Genomic DNA, 23,204 nt, shown 5'->3' with positions numbered 1-23,204 from the left:
TTAAAAAGCAGTCAAAGATGACAACAGATAAATACATTAATCTTTTTACTGATTACGGTTTTAAAAAAGTATTTGGTGAAGAACCAAATAAAGATTTATTGATAGATTTTCTGAATCAACTTTTACAAGACACAGAAAATGTAATGAACCTTACTTATCTGAATACAGAACACATGGGAAAGGGAGAAAGAAAGGCTGTTTTTTATAAAAAACTCACACTTATTTTTTTAGAAATTCCTAAATTTGACAAAGCTTTATCAGAACTTACAGATAATTGATAATTATGAACGAAGGTATTTTCAAACGTCTTTTCGAAATTGCAAAAATGGATAAGAACGAAAGACATGTGTATCAAGAGAGTTTGAAAGACTATTGGGATTTGAAAAGCGCAATGGATACATATTTTGATGATGGCAAAGAAGGGTTATCTGATGATATAATTCAAAAACTAACAGGACTTTCACTATCAGAAATAGAAAAACTAAGAAACAAATCATAAATACTACAACTACCTTGAAACTAATTTTCTCACCCTCTCATTACCCATTTTTCAACCTCGCTTTAGAAGAATATTTATCCAATTTTACTGATAAAGAAAGTGAATATTTACTATTTTATAGAAATGAACCTTCCTTAGTGATGGGAAAGAATCAAAATGCTTGGGAAGAAATGAATTATAATTATTTACAATCTCAAAATATTTTGCTTTCTCGTCGTATATCAGGTGGAGGAACAGTTTATCATGACCTAAACAATCTAAATTTTAGTTATATCAAGCCTTTAGATACGAAATTGGTTGCTAATTATGATTCGCTTTTACTTCCAATAGTAGAATTTTTAAAAACACTAGGATTACAGGCAGCTATTGGAGAGCGTTCAGATATTTGGTTAGAAAATGCAGCAGGAGAAAAAAGAAAAATTACAGGCACAGCACAGTACACCAACAAGCATCGTTATATCACACACGGAACACTTCTCTTTGATGCAGATTTAGAAAAACTTCAAAAAGCTATAACAATTCCTACAAATGTAGAGGTTAGCTCAAAAAGTTTGAAATCAGTGAGGAGTAAAGTCATCAATATAAGAGAAGTCTTAGAAAAAAATAATGCAGAAGAAATATTAAACATAGAGCATTTTGAAGAAAAACTAGCTCACTTCATTCTTTTGTATTTTAATAAATCTGTTCACATACACACACTCACACAAGAAGAAGTCAATCAAGTAGAAGAGTTAGCGAAGGAAAAATATAAATCTTTTGAGTGGATTTGGGGACGTTCGCCAGCCTGTGAAATTCATAGAAAAGTAAATTTCAAAAATGAAGAGCATTCTATCAAAATCAAACTCAATAGAGGAGCTATCATCAAAGAAATAAGCACAAATGATGTTTTCTTGAATACAGAACTGCAAAAATTAGTAGATAAAGTTTATCAACAAGAAGAGTTAGAAAAAGAATTGTTGCCTATCGGCTTTTTAGAAGCAGAATTAAAAGATTGGTTTTAAAACTTTTTTCTATTGACAACGTTTTAAGAACAAATTATTGAAATTAATTTTGAAACTCAAAGTGAAATAGTTGTGTAAAATTTTTAGATAAGAATTTTGTACATTTACTTTTAATAAAAATCTATTATTATAAATAAATACCTATTCGATGAAAGATATGATGAAAATGTTTGGTAAAGTGCGTGAAATGCAAGCCAAACTTCAAGAAGTACAGGAGCAACTTGTAAATATCACAGCCGAAGGAGAGGCAGGTGGTGGAATGGTAAAAGCAACTGCCAACGGAAAAAAACAAGTAATTAGACTTGATATTGATGCTGATATTATAAAGTCAGAAGACAAGGAGATGTTACAAGATTTGGTTGTTGCTGCTGTAAATAAAGCATTAGAATCGGCAGAAGAGAAAAGTAAAGAACACATGCAAAAAAGCACAGAAGGGATGATGCCTAATATACCAGGAATGGATTTAGGTGGAATGGGAATGTAAAGAAAAAAGGAGAAGTGAGCAGGGCAGGGATGTCATTCATTGACGGGCTTGCACCTGCGTTTTCTCTCCTTAAAGAAAGAATAAACCCCAATTTCAAGCAAAGTTTGAAATTGGGGTTTTTATTTAACATCAATCACTAATAATTAATTAGTTTGTCTTTTTCCACTTCAAGGAGTAAATATCTTTACGACGGTCTTTGAGGTTTCTGACACTACCGTGGCTATGCAATTCTTTGAGCAAATCCATATTTACATCTGCAATCATTGTCATTTCTGTATTGGGAGTTGCTTCTGCTATAATGGCATTGTTTGGGAAAGAATAATCAGAAGGCGAAAATACAGCTGATTGTGCATATTGAATATCCATATTCTTAACTTTTGGAAGGTTACCCACACTACCTGCAATCGCTACATAACACTCATTTTCTACAGCACGAGCCTGTGAACACACACGTACACGCATATAACCGTTTTGCATATCGGTAGAAAAAGGAACAAACAAAATTTGCATTCCATCATCGGCAAGCATACGAGAAAGCTCTGGAAACTCCGAATCATAGCAAATCAAGATGCCTATTTTGGCGACATCTGTTTCAAAGACTTTTACTTTATTTCCTCCAATCATACCATAATCTTGTACTTCGCTTGGCGTAATATGGATTTTGTATTGTACATCCCACGTTCCATCACGACGACACAAATACGAAACATTATAAAGTTTTCCATCTTCCAAAAGTGGAAGACTACCACCAATAATATTTATGTTGTATGAAACGGCGTATTCTACCAGTTTGTCTCTCACTTCTTCAGTATATTCTGCAAGTCTTCTAATTGCTTTTGCTGTATCTTCCTCATTATATTCTGCCATTAAAGGAACATTGAAAAACTCTGGAAAAAGCACAAAATCAGAACGGTACGAACTAAGCGCATCTACAAAAAATTCTACGTTCTCAAAAAATGATTCTACCGATTTTACATTACGCATCTGCCACTGCACCACACCAATACGAATAACTTCTTTAGGTTGGTTTACAAGTGTTGGCTTTTCTTCATAATAAATGTTATCCCATTTTAGAAGAGTTGCATACGCTTTTGATTCAAAATCATCTGGAAGGTAGTTACGCAATACTTTCTTGACATGAAAACCATTGCTAAGTTGAAATGTCAAAACAGGGTCATAAATCTCTTTTTGTCGTACTTTTTCTATGTACTGTCTAGGAGTTACATCATCGGAGTATTTACTAAAGTTTGGCATACGTCCACCTGCAATAATTCCTTTCAAGTTGAGGTTTTCACAAAGTTCCTTACGAGCATCATACAAACGCCTTCCCAAGCGCATATTACGGCTATTTGGGTTTACACTTACTTCAATTCCATAGAGAATATCGCCATCTTCATTATGATTCACAAAATTATCTTTAACAATGTCATGGTAGGTATGGCTATCTCCAAATTTATCATAATCTATTATCATACTAAGTGCATACGCCACTACTTTTCCTTTGTCTTCTATACAAATTTGTCCTTCTGGGAATATTTCAAGGAGCTTCAAAACCGACTTCTTTGTCCACGCTTGGTCTTTTGCATAAATGAGTTTCGAAATATCTTCAATGTCTGCTGCATCTGAAGGAAGTACGGTTCGTAACTTTAATACGTGTTCTGATTCTGACGGATGGGGAATAATTTTTTCTGAGTTATCTATTGCCATAAAAAAAATTGAAAATTGATTTAAAAATTGTTGTCTTAAATTATTAACGCTTTTTCAACGTCTGTGTTTGTAGTATTATGTATATTTGCAATCTTTAAATTTAAAAAAATAATAGCGATAAGCGAAATTATACACCTGCGAATATTCATTTCAATCACACATTCTTCACTATTTTAAAAATGTACTCATCTTATCTTTCAGAGGCTAATCAGAAATTTTCAACATTTAAAAATCAGTCTCGTCTTATAGCTACAATTCGTCTGATTTATTTTTTTGCAGCTTTAGTAATTCTTTATTTTTTAATTCCACAAGGTTGGAAAATCGTAACAGGAACAGCTTTTTTACTGTTTTTTGGTTTTCTTTTTTTAGTAAAACTCTATCAAAAATCTGAGCAAAAAAGAAACTACTGGAAGACAAGAATAAAACTTTTAGAAACCGAAAACGAAAGACTACATTATAACTTTGAAAACTTAGACGACGGAATGGAGTTTTACGACCCTCTTCACGCCTATATCAAAGATTTGGATATTTTCGGACAGACAAGTCTTTTTTCGTATATCTCACGTACCAACACAAGCGTAGGAAGAAATTTTTTGGCAAATTGGCTTTCCGAAAAAACGGATGAAAAAACTATTCTTAAAAGACAAGAAATTGTAAAAGAATTAGTTAAAGACAACAAAACAAATACAGAGTTACGTCTTCATCTCCAAACAACAGCACATTTGAGTGAAGAAACTCCTAAAGAATATGCTCAACTCAAAAAATGGCTACAAACGGAAGATTCTTTTTTAGAAAACAAAGTCTTAAATATTGTTCGCTTTGTATTGCCTGTTCTGACAGTTGGAAGTTGGATAGCTACTTTTATGGGATTTGTTACTTATATTCTACCTGTTTTTCTTTCGCTTGTTCAACTGGGTATTGTAGGAAGTTTGTTTCCAAAACTACAACTTACTTATGATACAGTAGGAAAAAACATTCCTTTTCTTCAAAAATATGCTGCTCTGTGGGAAATTATAGAACAAGCTACTTTTGAAAAGCAAGAAACGAAAACCTTACAAAACAAACTCAAAGGCAGCTCAAGAGCAGCCCAAGAACTTGCCAAAACACTAGAACTTTTTGAATATCGTATGAATGGTGTGGCTTTTATGTTTTTAAATGGAATGTTTTTATGGGATATTCATTTTGCTATCAAGCTAGAAAAATGGAGAAAAGAACACAAAACAAATACTCCTATTTGGGTAGAAACACTAGCCGAATTTGAAGCCTTGTTTAGCTTTGCTTCTTTTTCATTTAACCATAAAGAATATATTTTTCCTACTATTTCAGTTTCTATTGAAGATAAATCAGAGAAAAAAAATACAGAAAATGCTTTTGAAATTATAGAAATGGCGCATCCGCTTTTGAAAGAAGGTGTTAGAATTTCTAATGATTTTACAGCTGCAACCATCAGAGAAATTGCACTCATTACAGGTTCTAATATGGCAGGTAAGAGTACATTTTTGAGAGCGTTGGGGATAAATATGGTCTTGGCGTGTGCTGGTGCGCCTGTTTGTGCAACTAAATTTGATTTTGTTCCAATGCTAATTAGTAGTAGTATGCGTATTATTGATTCTTTAGAAAAAGGAGAATCTTCATTTTTTGCAGAACTCAAAAGACTAAAACAAATCTTGGATATTTTGGCAGAAGCTGAAAAACAAGGCGAATATAATATGATTTTGTTAGATGAGATTTTAAGAGGTACAAACTCAAAAGACCGTTATTTAGGTTCAGTTGCAATCATCAAACAGCTTTTAAAACTTCCTGCAACAGCTTTCATTGCTTCTCACGACGTAGAATTATCTAAATTAGAAGAGCAGTTTCCAAAGCAAATCACCAATTATGCTTTCGAAGTAGAGAATCAAGATACAGGACTTCACTATCCATACAAAATCAAAAAAGGGGTTTGTCAGAACACAAATGCAGTCTTTTTGATGCAAAAAATGGGAATTGAAATGTAAATTTTCAAAAACCTCGTTGACGGCTGCATTTTGAGCCTCAACGACGGTTAAATATTGATTCTACTTAGTTGTTAGTGGGGACACCAACAACGGATTTTTTCGCCATTTTCGGTGCCTCACCGACGATAGTTTACATCAATTTTATTTTATGAAGTTATTGAATTATAAATACACTAATGAAGAAATAGAACAGCGTTTTGACAAAATTCGTCAGCAAGTTTTTATACAGTCTAAACAAATCAAAACAGAAAATTTTAGCGTAGTTTCAAATGATGATATAAAACTGATTTTTAATCTTTACGATACTCATTTTTTTGATAATTATTTCAAAGAAAATGAGGTAACTTCTAAAATGGCTTTTGATTGGTCTAAAAAAATGACTTCGGCAGGTGGAAAATTGATGTATTATAAGGTTACAAAGCAAAATCCTGTTCAGTTTAGAATGCGAATTTCTGCCTATTTGATTTTCAATTCTTTCAAAAATGATTCTGCCAAAACTGTAAATTTAGCAGGATTTCAGACCAAAAACCGTTTGGAAGCTCTTATGCACGTTATCGAACACGAAATAATCCATCTTGTAGAATTTTTAGCTTTCGGAGACTCTAGTTGTAGAAAAGATAATTTTAAAAAATTAGCTAACCATATTTTCGGACATACAGCCTTTACACATCAACTGCTGACAGGCAGAATGGAAGCCTTGAAAGAATATGATTTAAAAGTAGGCGACTGGGTAAATTTTTCGTTTGATGGAAAAGAATACACAGGTTTTATTCACCGAATCACAAAGCGAGCCACTGTAATGGCTTTAGACAAAAATGGAGAGTACAAAGACAATAAAGGAAATCGTTTCAAAAAATATTATATCTTGCTAAAATATTTAAAGAAACTAGAAAGTAAGCCAGTTTGATTTTATTATAAAATTTGAAATTCAAAGTAAAAGTATTATTCCATTTCTCATTTATCACTAAAAATTAATCATTAAAAAATTGGAATTCGAAAAACTCAACGAAGCACTCACTTTTATTCGCTCATTTTATAAAGAAAAACCGAAAGTCGGAATTATTTTAGGAACTGGTTTAGGCGCTTTAGTTAATGAAGTAGAGACGGAACTTACTATTTCATATCAAGACATTCCTCATTTTCCTCTCTCAACAGTAGAAAGCCACGCAGGAAAACTCATTTTTGGTAAACTTTCTGGACACAATGTAATCGTTATGCAAGGGCGTTTTCATTATTATGAAGGTTATTCAATGAAACAAATTGTATTTCCTGTGCGTGTAATGAAAATGTTAGGAATTGAGTACTTATTCGTTTCGAATGCTGCTGGTGCATTACATCCAAATTTTAAACTAAGTGATTTGATGATTTTAGAAGACCACATCAATTTACTTCCTTCTAATCCATTAATTGGAAAAAATATTCCTGCTTTGGGTATTCGCTTTCCAGATATGTTTGAACCCTATTCCAACAAACTGATAGAACTAGCAGAAAATGTAATTTCAGAAAATCAAGAGCTTAGTTTTTCTAATTTTCATAAAGGCGTTTATGTTAGTGTTTCAGGACCCAATCTTGAAACGAGAGCAGAATACCGTTATTTGAGAACAATAGGCGCAGATGCCGTCGGAATGTCGACAGTGCCAGAAGTAATTGCAGCCGTACATATGAATCTACCTGTTTTTGCTGTCTCTGTCTTGACAGACTTGTGCCAACCAGAAAATGTAAAACCTATTACATTAGAGGAAGTCTTAGAAGCTGCTGCCGTAGCTGAACCAAAAATGGCTTTTTTATTTAAGGAAATGATTAAGAAATTAGATTAATGAAAAAATTAAAATTTAAAAATGCTTTTTACACTTTGTCAGTGCTATTTCTGATTGTTTTGTCTTGTAAGAATAAAAATACATTACCCAATTTAAATGGAACTTATACGACGTTTAATATTAGCTATAAAGGTGAAAACTTGATACAAAGTGGTAATAAAATTGCTTTTGCCAAACAAATACAGATAGATGAAAATAATATATTACTTAGTTTAGGTTACGATAGATTTGTGGTAGCAAAGCTTGATTATAAAAATGATAGCACTTTGGCTATTTATAAATCTTCTGATAAGCGATTTAATGGAAAATACAATGTAAAAATACACAATGCAGAATTAGAATTAAATTCAGAGGATATTTATATTTATGCCCAACGAATGAATTTAAATTTATTAGACTAAAGTTTTCAGAAACCATTATATACAGAGGCGATGTTTTGATATGAAGAAACGAAATAATATTGATGTGTAAGTAACTTTTGTAACTGACATAAATAGGCAGAAGAGCTAATTTTGTTCTATTATTTTTATTCAGTCAGTTTAAAAGGATAGAGGATGAAATTCACTTTTTACACACTTATTTTATTTACTTTTTTATTTACTTCTGCAACGCTTTACGCACAAGAAGACTTAAAAGAAATAGAACAAGCTCCCGACCCTCATTTTTCTTTTAAGGAGCTGTCGCCAACTCTACACTGTTTTGAAGATTCTTTAGAAGAAAAGACATTAGCTAATGCACTTCAAAAAGGATTTTTTAGTGCAAAACTTCGTAACTTTTTGATGTTTACAGACAACCAAAAAGGCTTGAATGATTATTATGCCAATGGTTTTGGAATGGGTTTGCACTATAAAAGTAAAAACTGGCACGGTCTGCATATTGGAGTAGGTGGTTTTTTCAAGTTCAATTTGCTTTCCAATCATTTAAGAAATAGCAGATATGAACTTGATTTGTTTGATATAGAAGACCCAGAAAATCATCACGATTTAGACCGATTGGAAGAGTTGTATTTAGCTTATGACAACAAATACTTTACAGCAAAACTAGGACGTTTTACCATCCAAACTCCTTACATTAATGCACAAGACGGACGTATGCGCCCAGCCGTGCAAGAAGGATTGCATTTGCAATGGAATCCTATCAAAAAATTGCAGTTTGAAGGTGCTTGGATTTGGGCAGTTTCGCCTCGTAGTACAGTCGATTTCTATCCTGTTGGACATTCTTTAGGTATTTATTCGCAAGGTATTCGTACAGATGGTTCAGAAGCTAACTATTTTGAGCATCAACATACAAAAGGAATTTTTTCATCAGATATTTTATTCAACCTTGAAAGAGTTAAGTTTCACTTACACAATCAGTATGTGGAAAATATATTTAATACATCACTTTTTAGTGTAGAATATATTGATTTGGATAGTATTGCTTTTTCGCCTTTATTTGGTTTACAGTATCATTACCAACATAAATTAAATAAGGGAGGAAATTCTACTTCAGAACTGGCTTATTACGAATCTCAAAAACAAGCACAGGCGTTTAGTATTCGCTTAGGAGTTGCTAATTATAAACATTGGTTTACTGTCAATTATACACGCATCAATAAAGACGGACGTTTTTTATTGCCAAGAGAATGGGGACGAGAGCCATTTTTTACGTATATGCCTCGTGAACGAAATGAGGGAGCAGGAGACGTACACGCATTTAGCACACAATACCACTCATTTTGGCTAGACCATAAAATTTCTCTTACACTAGGATATGGGTATTATGATTTACCAAATGTTACCAATTATAGATTAAATAAATACGAGTTACCTTCCTATCATCAATTCAATATTGATATACGATACAAATTTGAGGGGTATTTTGAAGGCTTAGAAATGCAGTGTCTAATTGTTAGAAAAGAGAATGCAAAACCACAAGAAAACACAAAATACATTTTTAATAAAACCAATCTTACAAATTACAATTTTGTTATAAATTACCATTTTGGTAAGTAAAAAAAATATTTAATATTGTTTTTTACTAGAGTACTGGACATGAGATAAAAAGTTGTTGGTGTCACTTTTTCCCTGTTCTGTGAGTCACAGAACATCAAATATCTATGGATGTCCAGCACTCTAGTTTTTTACAAAACTCTACGAGCCGTAACAAAATTTTCTTGCCAGTGCTTCATATAAAAATCATCTTCTACTACTCCCCTTGAGGTTGAAGTATGTATAAAATAAACGCTTCCATCTGATTCTACACGACTTATAAGTCCTACATGAGATATTCTTCCATTATTTTTTTTAGAAGAAAAAAACACTAAATCACCTTTTTGAAGATTCTTTTTTGAAATATATTTTCCCATTTCTGCTTGTCCTGTCGTGGTGCGTGGCAAACTAATTCCGACAGTAGAATAAGATTTACATGTCATTCCAGAGCAATCAGTAGCAGGTTTTTTCTTTGGATTTTTTAAAAGGTGTGGTGTTCCTAACTGCTTACGAGCAGCATCTACCACTTTTTCAGCTTTAGATAAAGAGGTTGAACTTGTATTTTCTGAATTCTCATTTTCTTCTGTTAGGTCTTCATTATTTACAACTGATTCTGAAACCTTAACTTTGTTTTTCAAAGTATTGTTCTTATCATTTTCAATATCTTGAATAGTAACAAGTTTAAAGTTGCCACAAGATGATAAAGTAAATAAAAATAATAAGAGTAATACAGGAAAGTAAAATAATTTTTTCATCGTAGATAGAATTTTAGTGAGTAAATAAAGTGTATTCAAATCTACAAAATCTTATTCTAAAACTATTCCAAAATAATTTATAACAATTCTTATAAATAATAATTTATGAGAAGTTATAATTATCGCAATTTTATTTTCCCCTCACTCTCTGATAAATAATTTATTTTTTCCCACATTTACTTTGTTTATAAAATAATACTGATATAAATAGTTTTGTAGAATTTTCTATACAAAAACTCAAGTTCACCAAGAATAATTTTTATCAGGGAAACACAAGAGAAATATATTAACTTTGAAAAATAAAGTATTATAAAAATAAAAAAGGTCTGAATACTATAATTCAGACCTTTTTTATATGAAAGTCGATAAAATTTTAATCTACTTCTGCTGAGATGCCACGTTCACAAATTGCGTTACGCATCGGAACAAGGTCGTTCCAAGAACCTTCTTTTACAGAGCATTTTCCTTTAAAATGAATAATCCAAGTACACTGTTCTGCTTGTGGTTCAGAATGATTACAAACATCTATAAGCGTATCTATAACGTGGTCAAATGTGTTTACTTCGTCGTTGAAGACAATCAAACGATGCCCTTCCTCTGTTTTGGTATCTACTTCTTCTAAAACTTCTGTTTCTGTATTGGAATAAAATCCTGTATTAGCTTTATTGTTCTGAATAAATTTGGAAGCGTTTGAAAAGTGTTTCATAATTGAATGTAGTTGAAATGTAAGAATGTGCAAAGACCTAAAAAATTGGGTGTATTTAATACAAAAATACGATTTTATAAAAAAAATAACCAATTTATCAAAGGAATAGTTTATAAGCACACGTTTTTTTTAGATTTTCGTTATTCTTTTTTAAAACGTTATAGAATTACCACTTTAACCATTCATAATGCAAAGACCTATCACAAAACTAGCTATTATCTTTTCATTACTTTTTGCTTTTGCTTGTTCTTCTTCATACAAGGTGTGGCAACGACAAGTAAATAAAAATGTAAAAAATCATTTGGCTATGAAACCCAATCTACCTACTCCTCCAAATACGATTTGGATAGATGGCAATTTATTTATAGACAAAACCGAAGTTGTAAATTTAAGTTATTTGGAATACTTGCATTATATGAGTGAAGATTCTTCCTACGACCACTATCAGAGTCAAATTCCAACTACTGGAGCTTGGATGAATAGAGATATTCCATTTTCTGATTCTGTAAAACTTGCTCTTTCGCTGGGTTACCTTGAATATGAAGGCTATCGCTTTTTGCCTGTTGTTGGAGTTTCTCACGAGCAAGCTATAAATTATTGTAAGTGGAGAAGTGAAGCCGTTACACAAAGTTTTGTTAGTAGCAGAGACACTAAATACACCTTTGAATATCGCCTTCCAACTGAAAAAGAATGGGAAAAAGCTGCCTTAGCTACAATAGATACTTTGAATGAAGAGAATCTAAAATATGGTTTTAATCTTGCCAGTGTTCCTATTTCATCCTTTAATTTGAGCCAAAAATTAAATCAAAACATAGAAGATTCATTAGCTATTCCTCCAACTGTTTATGCATATCAAAACCCTACAAATCTTTTTGGACTTCATCACACCATAGGAAATGTAGCTGAAATGATAACAGAAAAAGGAATTGCAAAAGGAGGCTCTTGGATGCACGTTCCTTTGCAAAGCACTATTAAAGAGCGTATTCGTTATAACTACCCTACTGCTTGGTTGGGTTTTAGATGTGTTTGTGAGGTAAAGGAAAAACCTTAAATTTCATTTTAAAAAAGTGTCATTTCTCCACAAAGAGGAGTTTGTAGAAGTTCTATAATTTTTTCTCTCTCACGCTCGTTGTCATAACTTCCAAAAAGAAACATAAGTTTTGTAAGAGCTGCTTCAGAGGTAAGGTCATTTCCACTCACTACTCCGATTTGTGTGAGAGCGTGGCTAGTTTCATAATGCCCTTGCAAGACATAACCTCCTGCACATTGTGAGACATTAACGACAACCACTCCACGTTTAATAATTTTTTCCAAAATATCAATTACCCACTTTTCTGTTGGGATATTTCCAGAACCAAACGATTCTAAAACTACTCCCTTTAAGTTTTCACTCTCTAGCATTGGAAGATAATATTTCGGATTCATACTAGGGTGTATTTTCCAAAGAATAACATTATCGTCCATCGCACTTTTAAAACTTAATCTTTTTGTAGGAACAGGCAGAATATAACTCTTTGCGTAATTTATAAAAATACCAGCCTCAGCCAAATGAGGATAATTTTGTGATTCGAAAGCTGTAAAGTTTAGACTCTGAACTTTTTTGGAGCGATTGCCTCTCAAAAGTAAATTATCAAAATAAACACAAACTTCTGGAACTAGGGCGATATTTTGCTCAATGATAGTCTCCTTTCCCTCTTCTGTTTTGATTACTTGTTGTTTCTTGTCTTGCATAGAAGCAATTTCCAAAGCTCCAATCAGATTTTCTCTTGCATCGGTTCGGTGAGCACTTATCGGAATTTGTGCGCCTGTCAAGATAACAGGCTTTGCTAAGTTTTGAAGTAAAAAGCTCAAAGCAGAGGCAGAATATGCCATTGTATCTGTTCCGTGAAGAATCACGAAGCCATCAAACTCATCATACAATTCTTCTATAAGCCAACTCATACTTAGCCAATGTTCTGTTCCCATATTTGATGAGTCTATAGGCTCAAAAGGCACAAGCATAGTAAGTCGAAACTTAAAACGTGTCAGTTCTGGTACTTTCTCCAGCAAAACTTCAAAATCGAAAGGCACAAGACTTCCTTTTTCGTCATAATCCATTCCGATTGTTCCTCCTGTGTAGATTACCAAAATAGAAGTATTACAGTCTTCGTCGGCTGCCGTACGTAAGTTGATGATGTTGTATTGGTCTAAAATCATTTTTTCAATTATGAGTTCAGTATTTCTGACGCACTGATAGATTATCAATGTGATTTATATACTTGTAAATAATTCTTTAGCATTTTGAGTAGTTTTTTCTGCTACTTCTTTTATGGTAAGTCCTTTTATTTCAGCTACTTTTTTGGCAATAATTGGAATATAACTACTCTCATTGCGTTTTCCTCTATGTGGCACAGGAGAAAGATAAGGTGCATCTGTTTCTAAAATAAGATGTTGTAAATCTACACTTGGCAAAACTTTATCTAATCCACCATTTTTATAAGTAACTACACCTCCAATTCCCATCAAAAAACCCAGTTTTTGGATTCTTTCGGCTTGTTCTTGCGTTCCACCAAAACAATGAAAAACTCCTTTCAAACTCTCATCTTTCATTTCTTCCAAAATTTCTAAAGCCTCATCTGTTGATTCCCTTGTATGGATAGCAATCGGAATATCGAATTTCTTGGCCCAATTTATCTGAATTTTGAAGGCTTCTTTTTGCTGCTCAAAAAAAGTTTTATCCCAATATAAATCTAAACCTATTTCTCCAACAGCCGAAAATTTGCGCTTGTTTAGCCATTCTTCTACAATATAAAGTTCTTTTTCAAAATCTTTCTTTACCGAACACGGATGCAATCCCATCATAGGAATAAAACGTTTTTTGTCTTTTTCCTCTACTTCAAACATCGGCTCAATAGAAGCACGGTCAATATTTGGTAAATATACTCTTTCTATGCCTGTGCTATCTAATCTATCTACCAATTCATTCCAGTCAGCTTTAAATTTTTTATCGTATAGGTGAGCGTGCGTATCTATAAAATTCATAGGTGTAAATTGTTGTTTTAGTAATTATGTTACAAAATTAGTAAAGAGTAAGCACTTTACAAGTTACTTCTTTACCAAAACCTAATCTTGCTCCTTTTCACTTTCATTATACTTATTGCAACTGAATTTGTGAATTTTTACTTTTTTTTCTTCAATTATGGGCTTAAATTAGCAAAAAACTTTATTTTTTTTAGAACTCACAAAAAAACAAGCTATGAAATACAACATAAAAGAAATTACTGACATCACTCCAGAACAAATCAATCAGCTTATACGAGACAGAAGAACCATTTATCCTCATGAGTGTACTGGGGAAAAAATTGATGATAAAATTGTATGGCAACTCTTAGAAAATGTAACTTGGTCGCCTAATCACGGAAAGTTAGAGCCGTGGAGATTTTTCGTTTTTGCAGATGAGAAAAGAGAAGAGTTAGGAGACTTTCTTATTAATTTATATAAAAAAACAACTCCAGAGCAAGAATATAAAGAAGAAAAAGCTATCAAATTACGTAAACGAATGAGCCAGTCTTCGCATATTGTGGTAGTGGTGGCTCGCACAAATCAAAATCCACGTATTCCAGCGATTGAAGATATAGAAGCTGTTGCTTGTGGCATTCAGAATATGCAACTTTCAGCAGCCGTTTATGGATTGGCAAGTTACTGGGGAACTGGTGCGCTCGTCTATGCTGACGAAACACATACACAATTTGGTCTGTCTGAAAATGAAAAAATAGTTGGTTTTTTATATTTAGGAGTGCCTAAAGAAGACTTAGTAAAAGAAGCTACACGCAAACCTATACAAGAAAAAGTAGAGTGGATAAAATAGTTATTAACTGAACTTACGCAACATGCTGCTCTGTGTGAGTAGGGTTTGTAAAATTTGAAACTGTGTCCTGTATTTCACAGGACACTAATCTGCGTAACTCTAGTTATTAATTATTTAGTGATAGCCTTTATTGATTAATAATTGAAAAGACAAACATTTGTGTAATTTTGTTTTTTGTATCCATTTATTCCCTTAACAACGGTTCAATAAATTTTACTTGATTTTGAATAAAGAAAACAACCCTATTCTTACTATTACAGATGTTCGAAAAGAATATCATAATCATACAGCACTTTCTGGCGTAAGTCTTTCTATTCCGACAGGAAGCATTTACGGACTTCTTGGTCCTAATGGTGCAGGAAAAACATCGCTTATCCGTATCATAACCCAAATTACAGGAGCAGACGAAGGTAAAATTCTTTTTGAAGGCGAAGAGTTAGCGCCAAAACACATTGCAAAAATTGGTTATCTACCAGAAGAGCGTGGGCTTTACCCAAAAATGAAAGTAGGAGAGCAATTGATGTATTTAGGAAGACTTAAAGGAATACCGAAAGCCGAAATTGAAAGCAAACTTAAATACTGGCTTACTACGTTTGATATGAAATCGTGGTGGGGAAAAGAAGTAGGAGGACTTTCAAAGGGAATGCAACAAAAAGTACAGTTTGTAGCAACCGTTTTGCATCAGCCCAAACTATTGATTTTAGATGAGCCTTTTTCTGGTTTTGACCCTGTGAATGCTAACCTTCTGAAAGATGAAATCTTGAAACTGCGTGAGCAAGGCACAACCGTTATTTTCTCTACACACCGTATGGAATCAGTAGAAGAACTTTGTGATACAATAGCACTCATTAACAAATCTCGTAAAATATTTGAAGGCAAAAAAGCTGATATAAAAATGAGTCACCGAACGCATATTTTTGAAATTCAGACAGATAAGCCTATCAAGGAAAATGGAAATTCTTATGAGATTTTGAAAGGAAGCCAAGAAACAGACTTCAAAACCTATCTGACTTCAGTCAAAATTAATGAACAAGCAGAAAAAAATGCGCTCGTACAGGAGCTTATCAATGATTATGAAATAATTGCTATGCAAGAAAAACTGCCTTCTATCAATGATATTTTTATTAAAATGGTGGAGAATTAACAAACAACATTCTCTATATTTCTCCATAGGACAGAGTTTGTAAACTCTGTCCTATGGAGAAATCATTAATCAAAAATATAATTTCTGATTAATGACTTTCCACAGCTTCCAATCTCTCTTCTTTATTTTCTACAGCTTTCACATCTCCAGCAATCGCTACAAAAATGTTATTTTCCTCAATAAAATCACGCTTTTCGAAGAGTTCAGATAAGAGAACGTTTCCAATAATGTAGTTTTCTCTTTTTTCTACAACATCTTGAAAATTGAAATTTTCTCTCAATTTATTTTCCGTCAAGTTTTCATCAAAACGTAAATAAACTTCTGCTAGAGCATTTTTTGTAGTCTTAAACTGTGTCGTGGTTGGAACATCAATACTTCTTACTTTTCTATATTCATACTGATAGTCATAACGCAGTGCAGAAATATCAGACAAGACAGCCGAGCCTGTAGGGTGTCCTCCTGCTCCTTTTCCAATGAAAGTTTGTTTGTCGGAGAACGCAGCTTCTACCAAAACAGCATTATTTTCATTTTCTACGTTGTAGAGTGGGTTATCAGCAGAAATAAAAACAGGCAAGACATAAAGTAAGAGTTTGTTCTCTTCTATCTTTCCAATACGTGAAATATTAGCAACTAGCTTTATTTTGAAACCATTCTGACTGTTTTTTGAATAGGCTTTCGCAAAATCAATATCTTCTTTTTTAAGGGTATTGATACCCATTCTCAATACTTCATCTGGATTTACAAAAATTCCATAAGCCTGTGCTGCCAGTAAACAAAGTTTATACATTGCATCAAAACCAGCTACATCTAAAGTGGGGTCAGCTTCTGCAAAACCTAAATCTTGAGCTTGCTTCAATGCCACGTCATAAGTCAGATTTTCCGTAGCAATTTTTGATAGAATATAATTCGAAGAACCATTAAAAATTCCACTTACAGAATATAAAAGTTCGTTGTCGTAGTATTCTGCTAGTGTTCGGACAATCGGAATGCTACCACAGGCAGCAGCTTCATATAAAAGCGAACTTCCTGTTTCTTTCTGAATCTTGACAAGTTCCTCCAAATGTAGAGCAATCATTTTTTTGTTTGCCGTAACTACATTTTTTCCAGCTAAAAGAGCTTTTTTTACAATCTGATAGGCTTCATCGGCATCAGAAATAAGCTCTACCACAAGATTTATTTCTTCGTTTTCTAGAATTTCATTCTTATCAAAGGTAAAATAAGAAGCATCAATAGAACGTTTTTTTGTCTTGTCTTTTACACAAATTTTCAAAATCTGTGCTTCAAAGCCTGTGTTTTCGGTGTTGTTTTGAAGAATGTCGTAGAGTCCTTTTCCGACACAGCCAAAGCCAAACAAGCCTATTTTCAATGTTTTTTTCATAGTTGGTGGTTGTATTTATTTTTTAATCTTAAAGACTGAATTAAAAATAGGTCATTTTATTCAGCATTCAAAATTAAATTGCAACCACGACACGCTGCGAAAGGTGCTGCCCTTGAAGTGTTCCTGATTTCCATTTTGGAAATGATGAAAGTATTTTTTTAGCTTCTTGTTCGCAGCCTTGTGCTTCAATATCTGTAATTTGCCCTTGACTATTGACTACAAAAGCAACATACTTTGTTTCTTGCTGCATAGAGATTTTACAAGCGTTTTTATTCATTTCAGTTTTCAAAACTTGTGCTACTTGCTCTAAAGACGCATTTTCTGGACTTGCATTTTCCTCTAAAATAGTTGTAGTAATTGCCATTCCTTCTTTTGGAGTTGGCAAATCCATTTTTTCTGAAATAGAAGCTGTAAGGCGTTCAGCATTTTCTAAGTCTTGGTCTGTGATAGAATACGCTAAGTCTGTATTTTTTTCTATCACTTCATTATCTTTCTGATTGAAAAATATTCCCATTCCAATCACAAACAACAGACAAACCGAAGCTGCTACCGAAAGATAAGGGTTGGAAAAGGAGAAAAATACTGTTTTTGATTTTTTACGTGAATTGTTATTCTCTACTTCATTCAAAAGTGCATCAAAATCTTGATAGGATTTGATTTTTTCTGATGAAATTGGTTTTTGATTAAAATTTATATCTTGATGTTTCATTTTATACAAAGTTAGATTTTAGAATTGTGTAACAATCAGCATAGCTAATTTTGATTTTAAGATTAAACCTAATTCGTAATTGTATTTTTAATTTTCTCTAATATTCTATAGGTTTTCATTTTGGCTGCGCTTTCTGTTGTCTCTAAGATAAAACCAATTTCTTTGAAAGATTTGTCTTCAAAAAAACGAAGTTCTATCATCTGCATCTCTTTTGGTTTTAGGGTTTCTAATACTTTTTTTAGCTCTCCGATGCGTTCTTGTTGTCTTTCATCTGCTTGGGCTTCTGAAAAGTTAGTGAGTTTTTTTGCTGTTTCCTCTTCTAAAGAATACACAGGCATTTTTTTATGCTTTCTATAATATTTCAAAAACTCGTTTGATGCAATTCTGTAGAGCCACGCTGAAAACGGCACTCCTTTATATTCGAATTTATGAATATTGGTCAGAGCTTTCACAAAAGTTTGTGCTGTTAGGTCGGCAGCTAGAGCTTCATCATTTGTTTTTCTATATAAAAAACGAAAAATAGCTTCATAGTTGGTTTCATAAAGCACTCTAAAATGTTTAGGGTCGTTTTGTGCAGCCAAAATGAGTTCTTCTTCGCTTTGGCTTTGAACAGATACTTGCAATATGCTACGTGTTTCAGATGAGTTCAAACAAAATTATTAAAGGTTAAAAGTAAGCATTCAGTCTGCGATAAAAGCTACTTTAATTTACTCTTTACAAATAAAACCGTATTTTAGTAGAAAAGTAACATTTCCTTCCTCATTTTTTACAAAATTCTGTCATTTAGCCCTTAAATAAAGTCCATTTTATGAAAAGTAACTCTTTTATTTTTCTAGCTATCTTATTTGTTGGTTGTAGTTTCGCTACGTTTTCATTAGCTCAAACAGACAGCACTGCCAATAAAGAAAACGTATCTACACCTTTGCACCTTGCCAAAGAAAAACTTACTGAAGCAGACCTAAACAAAACAACCCTTACAGAAGAAACACGCCTAGTTTCGGTCAGTCGTTCAGAAAAAGAACTTGAAGATATTCCTTCTACAGTATATGTGGTTACGAAAGAAGAAATTTTGGAAAACGGATACATTACACTGGTAGATGTTTTGAAAACTGTTCCTTGGATAAAAGTCTCTCAACCTGGTTCAGGTGTTTTGGGAGAAATGTTTTTAATGCGTGGGCAAATAGGCAATGAATACACCAAAATTTTGATAAATAATGTTCCTATTCAACCTGCTGTAAATGGTGCGCTTGCTATTGGAGCGCAACTTCCTATCGCTCAAGCTGAAAGAATAGAGATTGTATATGGCCCTGCTTCTGCTGTTTATGGTGGAGATGCTGTGGCTGGGGTAATAAATATTATCACTCAGACTTCTGAAAAATCAGCTTATGCACAAGCAAATGCCTATTTTGGTACAAACGATTATCGCCATGTAGATTTTTTAGCTGGGGGAAAGGCTGGAAGAGACAAAAATGTTTTGCAGTATAGTATTTATGGAAATCTTACCAAAAGAGAAGATTTGAACTTGGATAGAGACTCGGAAGCCTTTAATCCATTTAATACATTTTTAAACTCTTTTACTGCTCCAAATGAGCCTGAAATGAGAAGACTACTTACAGAACTAGCAATAAATCAGCCAGATTCTTTTTTAAGATTATTAGAAAACCAAGCTGGAATGAGCTATTATGAAGGCGGTAACCCCTTTAAAGCTGTTGTAAACCAACTACCTGAACAAAGTTACTTGATAGGCGTAAAATTTAAGTACAGAAAGTTCCAAGTAGCAATAGATGAAATGTATAGCCGAAGACATAGTGTTTTAGGGCGAACACCTGCTTTTTTTTCGTATGCTAGTCCCGAAACCTATATGGGTGAAACCATTCGTAGGACACATGTCTCATATCAAACAAGTAATAAAAACTCTTCATTCTTGATAAATGCTTCCTACCTATTTTATAGATTAGATGCAAATAGCTCTTTTGGAACTAATTATAACATAGGTAGATCTGAAGGTCGTTCGTATCGTTATGAAGGCTCAGATGACGTTTTTTTAGAAAGCATTTATACAAGAAAATTTAATCAAAACCTTGAGATTACAGGTGGTTTTTCTGCCACACTTTCGGCAAACCTACCTGTTACTAATGACCTTGAAGAGCCTTTTGATATAACATTATATCAAGATGCCTTAAATGGTAATCTTGAACCTGACCCTATATTAGGAAATTTTGGTTATAATGGAAATAATCTTATGAACGGAGGAATATTTTTACAAGCCTATTATACGCACGACAAATGGGTAACTGTTGTGGGAGGAAGAATTGATTTTCGTGATAGATTTGAAGGAGATAGTATCTCTACGAATGTAGCGTTAAACCCTAGAGCTTCTATATTATATAAGGCAAATTCTAAATTATCTTTTAGAGCTTCTGGAGCAACAGCCTTTCGTGCCCCATCTCCTTCTACTCAATTTGCTTCAACAGCTTTACTAGACCTTGAAACAGACTCAGTCATTTATCAACAAATTCCAAACCCTAATCTTAACCCAGAACATTCCGTTACAATAGAAACAGGAGTTCGTTATTTTCCTGCCAAAAATATCACACTAGATATTGTAGGTTATTTTACAGGAACAAGAAGTCCGATTGTGGGACGTTTCCGTAGAATAAATAAAAATATCTACCCTAATGCCTCTTATCTCTCTGGTAATTCTAATGGTACAGCACGAGAGTATATTAATGATGAGGACAGCCGTTCGGCAACGTATGGAATACAAGGGATACTAAAAGTAAAAAATATTATTAAACGCATTCATTTGGACACAGATTTATTTTTTAGTTATACACAAGGAAGTGAGGTTTTACCTGACAATGGTGGCACAATAGATGATTATCGCATGCAACCTGATTTTATGGGACAATGGCGTATTTCTTTTCGTCCTTCTCAAAAATGGTATATTAATTTTCAGAATATCTTAATGACTGGATGGTATAGACGCAATGTTTTTAATGTAGAACAATACGAAGAAGATAGAGCTAGAACAGATGGTTATTATACTTTAGATATACTTGCACGTCATTACTTTAATAAAAATGTAAGTGCCTATTTTAGAATAAATAATGTTTTTGATGCAAAATATGGAGGAATAGATGCTACAGGTTTGGATATAGATGCTACCTTCAATCCTCAATTACAAAGAAATATACAGGCAGGAGTGAGTTTTAAGATAAATTAGAGAGATAATCAACAATAAATAGTAAATTGCCTATCTTTTTAGTAGCTTTCGTGAAAAATAAAAATACAGACCAAAACAATTAATTTTCTTTATTAAACTCAATGAAAAGTCGCATTTTAGACAAACGCCTTCAAAAATTTCGTCTTCGTTTAGATGAAACCATTAAAAATCTACATAATCTGACACAAGATATTCAAAGTAAGGAGCTTTCTGGTACAGTGAGTGAATTGCGTCAGCGTATCAATGAACCCTATATGTTCGTTGTGGTGGGTGAGGTAAAGGCTGGAAAGAGTAGTTTTGTAAATGCACTTTTAGAGACAGAAAAAGATATTTGTAAGGTCGCTCCAGACCCTTGTACAGATACAGTTCAGCAGATTTTGTATGGAGAAGACGAGCAGATTTTGGTAATGAATCCACACTTGAAAAAGATTTTATTACCTGTCGATATTCTCAAAGAAATTGCCATTGTAGATACACCTGGTACGAATGCTATTTCAGAAGGGCATCAAAAGATTACAGAAGATTTTATTCCTTCTTCAGATTTGATTGTCTTTGTTTTTGAAGCTAAAAATCCATACAGACAGTCTAGCTGGGATTTCTTTGACTTTATTCATAAAGACTGGAGAAAAAAAATAATTTTTGTTTTGCAGCAATCAGATTTGTTGAACGAAGCTGATTTAAAGACAAACATTGAAGGCGTTCGAAAACACGCAGAGAAAAAGGGACTTTTAGAACCCAATATTTTTGCTGTTTCTGCCAAACTAGAAAAGGAAGGAAATCACGAGGCTAGTAATTTTGCAGAAATTAGAGAATATATCAAAGAAAATATTACAGGTGGGCGTGCGCCAATTTTGAAGCTAAAAAATAATATTGATACCTCTAAAACTATTCTTACTAAAATAAAAGAAGGTGTACTATTAAGAGAAAAGCAACTTGAAGCTGACAATAAATTTAGAGTAGAAATAAAAAAATCACTCAACGAGCAAGAAAAGAAATCACTCTACCAAGTAGATGTTTTGATAGAAAATATTTTGGGAGCGTATGAAAACATTACTAGAGAAACCGAACAAGAAATTAATAAAGGATTGAGTTTTGGAAGTTTATTAGGAAAGTCGTTTCGTTCAGTTCTTTCAGACAAAGAATCTGTAAAGATGTGGTTTGAGCGTGTGGCACAAGATTTAGAAAAAAATCTTACCAAAACACTTACCCAAAAGTTATCAGAAGGTATTACAGCCATAGCAGATACCATTCAGCAGATGGCAAAAATAATTGACTTACAACTTAGCAATAGTCCAAAAATTTTAAAAGAAAATCATGCTATTTTTGGAGATATTGCCGACCGTAGAAGTAGAGTTTTGCAAGACCTTCAAACTGAATTTCATGAGTTTACTAAAGAAACTGAAAATTTTGTTCAGAAAGATTTGTTTCCAAAGGAAACCAGTTTTTCTACAGATTTTGTCGCAGGTGGGGGAATAGCAATTATTGGAACGGCTATAGCATTACTCACACAAGGAGTTGTTTTTGATGTTACAGGTGGAATTATTACAGGACTCGGACTTATTTTTACTGGTGTTACGGTAGTTCTTAAGAAGCAAAAGATAATGCAAAAATATCGTGAGCAGATTAGTGAAGGCAAACAGGCTCTAAAAGAAGAAATCCATCAAAAACTTTCCACTTATATTTCCAATCTTAAAAATCAGATTGATTCCAATTTCAAAGATTTCGATTTGCTTATGGAAATGGAGCAAAAACAAATTATAGAACTCAAAGAGAAATATGAAGCTGTTGAAAGAGATTTAGATAAGATAATGGACGAACTGGTTTAGGTTTTCTACTTTTTTATCAAGGTTAAAATATTTTTTAATACTAGACTTACTGCTTGCAAAAGCAAAAGAGCAAAACCAATAATAATAAAACTCTTCACTTTTATTCTAAAAAAAAGAGATTCTTAATTAAGAATCAAA

At 33.0% G+C, this 23,204-nt stretch carries 22 protein-coding genes; 14 read left to right on the top strand and 8 right to left on the bottom strand.

Features of this window, described 5'->3' with window-relative positions; all coding sequences use genetic code 11:
- Positions 1-17 precede the first annotated feature (17 nt).
- From QZ659_RS05355 to QZ659_RS05340, 4 genes are all read left to right on the top strand, one after another.
- Complete coding sequence (locus QZ659_RS05355; RefSeq protein ID WP_291723017.1) at positions 18-278, top strand: PD-(D/E)XK nuclease family transposase; 261 nt, start codon at positions 18-20, stop codon at positions 276-278.
- A 5-nt stretch (positions 279-283) separates the two neighbouring features.
- Positions 284-499, top strand: a complete 216-nt coding sequence (locus QZ659_RS05350; RefSeq protein ID WP_291723014.1) for a hypothetical protein — start codon at positions 284-286, stop codon at positions 497-499.
- Positions 500-513: 14 nt separating this feature from the next.
- Entirely contained in the window at positions 514-1,500 is a 987-nt protein-coding gene (locus QZ659_RS05345) for a biotin/lipoate A/B protein ligase family protein (RefSeq protein ID WP_291723011.1), read from the top strand.
- A 148-nt stretch (positions 1,501-1,648) separates the two neighbouring features.
- On the top strand, positions 1,649-1,984 hold the full coding sequence (locus tag QZ659_RS05340) for a YbaB/EbfC family nucleoid-associated protein (protein ID WP_291723008.1): 336 nt from the start codon (positions 1,649-1,651) through the stop codon (positions 1,982-1,984).
- Positions 1,985-2,131: 147 nt separating this feature from the next.
- On the opposite strand, the gene QZ659_RS05335 is transcribed toward QZ659_RS05340, so the two are convergent.
- Positions 2,132-3,691 (bottom strand): carbon-nitrogen hydrolase family protein, encoded by a 1,560-nt coding sequence (locus tag QZ659_RS05335; protein ID WP_291723005.1) that lies wholly within the window; start codon positions 3,689-3,691, stop codon positions 2,132-2,134.
- 179 nt (positions 3,692-3,870) lie between these two features.
- On the opposite strand from QZ659_RS05335, the gene QZ659_RS05330 reads away from it, so the two are divergent.
- The 5 genes from QZ659_RS05330 (at position 3,871) to QZ659_RS05310 (ending at position 9,499) form a co-directional block, all read left to right on the top strand.
- Positions 3,871-5,688, top strand: a complete 1,818-nt coding sequence (locus tag QZ659_RS05330; RefSeq protein ID WP_291723002.1) for a MutS-related protein — start codon at positions 3,871-3,873, stop codon at positions 5,686-5,688.
- Between the two features lie 148 nt (positions 5,689-5,836).
- Complete coding sequence (locus QZ659_RS05325; protein ID WP_291722999.1) at positions 5,837-6,595, top strand: SprT-like domain-containing protein; 759 nt, start codon at positions 5,837-5,839, stop codon at positions 6,593-6,595.
- 79 nt (positions 6,596-6,674) lie between these two features.
- Entirely contained in the window at positions 6,675-7,505 is an 831-nt protein-coding gene (locus QZ659_RS05320; RefSeq protein ID WP_291722997.1) for a purine-nucleoside phosphorylase, read from the top strand.
- Positions 7,505-7,906, top strand: coding sequence for a hypothetical protein (locus QZ659_RS05315; RefSeq protein ID WP_291722994.1), 402 nt, complete (start codon positions 7,505-7,507; stop codon positions 7,904-7,906). Before QZ659_RS05320 ends, QZ659_RS05315 begins: the two co-directional genes overlap by 1 nt.
- Before the next feature lie 153 nt (positions 7,907-8,059).
- The gene (locus tag QZ659_RS05310; RefSeq protein ID WP_291722991.1) at positions 8,060-9,499 is read left to right on the top strand and encodes an OprD family outer membrane porin; all 1,440 of its coding nucleotides are present in this window, start codon (positions 8,060-8,062) and stop codon (positions 9,497-9,499) included.
- Between the two features lie 128 nt (positions 9,500-9,627).
- Here the strand turns inward: QZ659_RS05310 and QZ659_RS05305 are convergent, their stop codons facing one another.
- Together QZ659_RS05305 and QZ659_RS05300 are read right to left on the bottom strand one after the other, a co-directional pair.
- Positions 9,628-10,230 carry a C40 family peptidase gene (locus QZ659_RS05305; protein ID WP_291722988.1) on the bottom strand — a complete coding sequence of 201 codons (603 nt, stop codon included), beginning with the start codon at positions 10,228-10,230 and terminating at the stop codon, positions 9,628-9,630.
- A 373-nt stretch (positions 10,231-10,603) separates the two neighbouring features.
- Positions 10,604-10,936: an ATP-dependent Clp protease adaptor ClpS gene (locus tag QZ659_RS05300; protein WP_291722985.1), complete on the bottom strand. Its 333-nt coding sequence runs from the start codon at positions 10,934-10,936 to the stop codon at positions 10,604-10,606.
- Positions 10,937-11,123: 187 nt separating this feature from the next.
- Between QZ659_RS05300 and QZ659_RS05295 the strand changes: the two genes are divergently transcribed.
- Positions 11,124-11,987, top strand: coding sequence for a formylglycine-generating enzyme family protein (locus QZ659_RS05295; protein WP_291722982.1), 864 nt, complete (start codon positions 11,124-11,126; stop codon positions 11,985-11,987).
- 8 nt (positions 11,988-11,995) lie between these two features.
- Here the strand turns inward: QZ659_RS05295 and QZ659_RS05290 are convergent, their stop codons facing one another.
- Positions 11,996-13,132, bottom strand: a complete 1,137-nt coding sequence (locus tag QZ659_RS05290) for an asparaginase (protein ID WP_291722979.1) — start codon at positions 13,130-13,132, stop codon at positions 11,996-11,998.
- A 54-nt stretch (positions 13,133-13,186) separates the two neighbouring features.
- Complete coding sequence (locus QZ659_RS05285; RefSeq protein ID WP_291722976.1) at positions 13,187-13,957, bottom strand: TatD family hydrolase; 771 nt, start codon at positions 13,955-13,957, stop codon at positions 13,187-13,189.
- 214 nt (positions 13,958-14,171) lie between these two features.
- Between QZ659_RS05285 and QZ659_RS05280 the strand changes: the two genes are divergently transcribed.
- Positions 14,172-14,783, top strand: a complete 612-nt coding sequence (locus QZ659_RS05280; RefSeq protein WP_291722973.1) for a nitroreductase — start codon at positions 14,172-14,174, stop codon at positions 14,781-14,783.
- 223 nt (positions 14,784-15,006) lie between these two features.
- A complete protein-coding gene (locus QZ659_RS05275) occupies positions 15,007-15,927 on the top strand; it encodes an ABC transporter ATP-binding protein (RefSeq protein ID WP_291722970.1) in 921 nt (306 codons plus the stop codon).
- 88 nt (positions 15,928-16,015) lie between these two features.
- Here the strand turns inward: QZ659_RS05275 and QZ659_RS05270 are convergent, their stop codons facing one another.
- The 3 genes from QZ659_RS05270 to QZ659_RS05260 form a co-directional block, all read right to left on the bottom strand.
- Entirely contained in the window at positions 16,016-17,305 is a 1,290-nt protein-coding gene (locus QZ659_RS05270; RefSeq protein ID WP_291722965.1) for a homoserine dehydrogenase, read from the bottom strand.
- Positions 17,306-17,378: 73 nt separating this feature from the next.
- Positions 17,379-18,014 (bottom strand): energy transducer TonB, encoded by a 636-nt coding sequence (locus tag QZ659_RS05265; protein WP_291722961.1) that lies wholly within the window; start codon positions 18,012-18,014, stop codon positions 17,379-17,381.
- Between the two features lie 68 nt (positions 18,015-18,082).
- Positions 18,083-18,664, bottom strand: coding sequence for an RNA polymerase sigma factor (locus tag QZ659_RS05260; RefSeq protein ID WP_291722958.1), 582 nt, complete (start codon positions 18,662-18,664; stop codon positions 18,083-18,085).
- 158 nt (positions 18,665-18,822) lie between these two features.
- Here QZ659_RS05260 and QZ659_RS05255 point away from each other — a divergent pair, with 158 nt between their 5' ends.
- Positions 18,823-21,240: a TonB-dependent receptor plug domain-containing protein gene (locus tag QZ659_RS05255; RefSeq protein ID WP_291722955.1), complete on the top strand. Its 2,418-nt coding sequence runs from the start codon at positions 18,823-18,825 to the stop codon at positions 21,238-21,240.
- Positions 21,241-21,341: 101 nt separating this feature from the next.
- Positions 21,342-23,066: a dynamin family protein gene (locus QZ659_RS05250; RefSeq protein ID WP_291722952.1), complete on the top strand. Its 1,725-nt coding sequence runs from the start codon at positions 21,342-21,344 to the stop codon at positions 23,064-23,066.
- Positions 23,067-23,204: the final 138 nt, after the last annotated feature.

It is taken from the genome of Bernardetia sp., assembly GCF_020630935.1.
In the GTDB taxonomy this organism is placed as follows: domain Bacteria; phylum Bacteroidota; class Bacteroidia; order Cytophagales; family Bernardetiaceae; genus Bernardetia.
Note: the sequence above shows the minus strand (reverse complement) of the source record. Positions and strands in the feature narration are given on the sequence as shown.

Bases quoted from the DNA above. Each gene is read 5' to 3' on its own strand.
- QZ659_RS05250 (WP_291722952.1), top strand. From the start codon at position 21,342: ATGAAAAGTCGCATTTTAGACAAACGCCTTCAAAAATTTCGTCTTCGT.
- QZ659_RS05305 (WP_291722988.1), bottom strand. From the start codon at position 10,230: ATGAAAAAATTATTTTACTTTCCTGTATTACTCTTATTATTTTTATTT.
- QZ659_RS05310 (WP_291722991.1), top strand. From the start codon at position 8,060: ATGAAATTCACTTTTTACACACTTATTTTATTTACTTTTTTATTTACT.
- QZ659_RS05330 (WP_291723002.1), top strand. From the start codon at position 3,871: ATGTACTCATCTTATCTTTCAGAGGCTAATCAGAAATTTTCAACATTT.
- QZ659_RS05340 (WP_291723008.1), top strand. From the start codon at position 1,649: ATGAAAGATATGATGAAAATGTTTGGTAAAGTGCGTGAAATGCAAGCC.
- QZ659_RS05255 (WP_291722955.1), top strand. From the start codon at position 18,823: ATGAAAAGTAACTCTTTTATTTTTCTAGCTATCTTATTTGTTGGTTGT.
- QZ659_RS05280 (WP_291722973.1), top strand. From the start codon at position 14,172: ATGAAATACAACATAAAAGAAATTACTGACATCACTCCAGAACAAATC.
- QZ659_RS05270 (WP_291722965.1), bottom strand. From the start codon at position 17,305: ATGAAAAAAACATTGAAAATAGGCTTGTTTGGCTTTGGCTGTGTCGGA.
- QZ659_RS05315 (WP_291722994.1), top strand. From the start codon at position 7,505: ATGAAAAAATTAAAATTTAAAAATGCTTTTTACACTTTGTCAGTGCTA.
- QZ659_RS05325 (WP_291722999.1), top strand. From the start codon at position 5,837: ATGAAGTTATTGAATTATAAATACACTAATGAAGAAATAGAACAGCGT.
- QZ659_RS05350 (WP_291723014.1), top strand. From the start codon at position 284: ATGAACGAAGGTATTTTCAAACGTCTTTTCGAAATTGCAAAAATGGAT.
- QZ659_RS05290 (WP_291722979.1), bottom strand. From the start codon at position 13,132: ATGATTTTAGACCAATACAACATCATCAACTTACGTACGGCAGCCGAC.
- QZ659_RS05355 (WP_291723017.1), top strand. From the start codon at position 18: ATGACAACAGATAAATACATTAATCTTTTTACTGATTACGGTTTTAAA.
- QZ659_RS05300 (WP_291722985.1), bottom strand. From the start codon at position 10,936: ATGAAACACTTTTCAAACGCTTCCAAATTTATTCAGAACAATAAAGCT.
- QZ659_RS05265 (WP_291722961.1), bottom strand. From the start codon at position 18,014: ATGAAACATCAAGATATAAATTTTAATCAAAAACCAATTTCATCAGAA.
- QZ659_RS05295 (WP_291722982.1), top strand. From the start codon at position 11,124: ATGCAAAGACCTATCACAAAACTAGCTATTATCTTTTCATTACTTTTT.
- QZ659_RS05285 (WP_291722976.1), bottom strand. From the start codon at position 13,957: ATGAATTTTATAGATACGCACGCTCACCTATACGATAAAAAATTTAAA.
- QZ659_RS05335 (WP_291723005.1), bottom strand. From the start codon at position 3,691: ATGGCAATAGATAACTCAGAAAAAATTATTCCCCATCCGTCAGAATCA.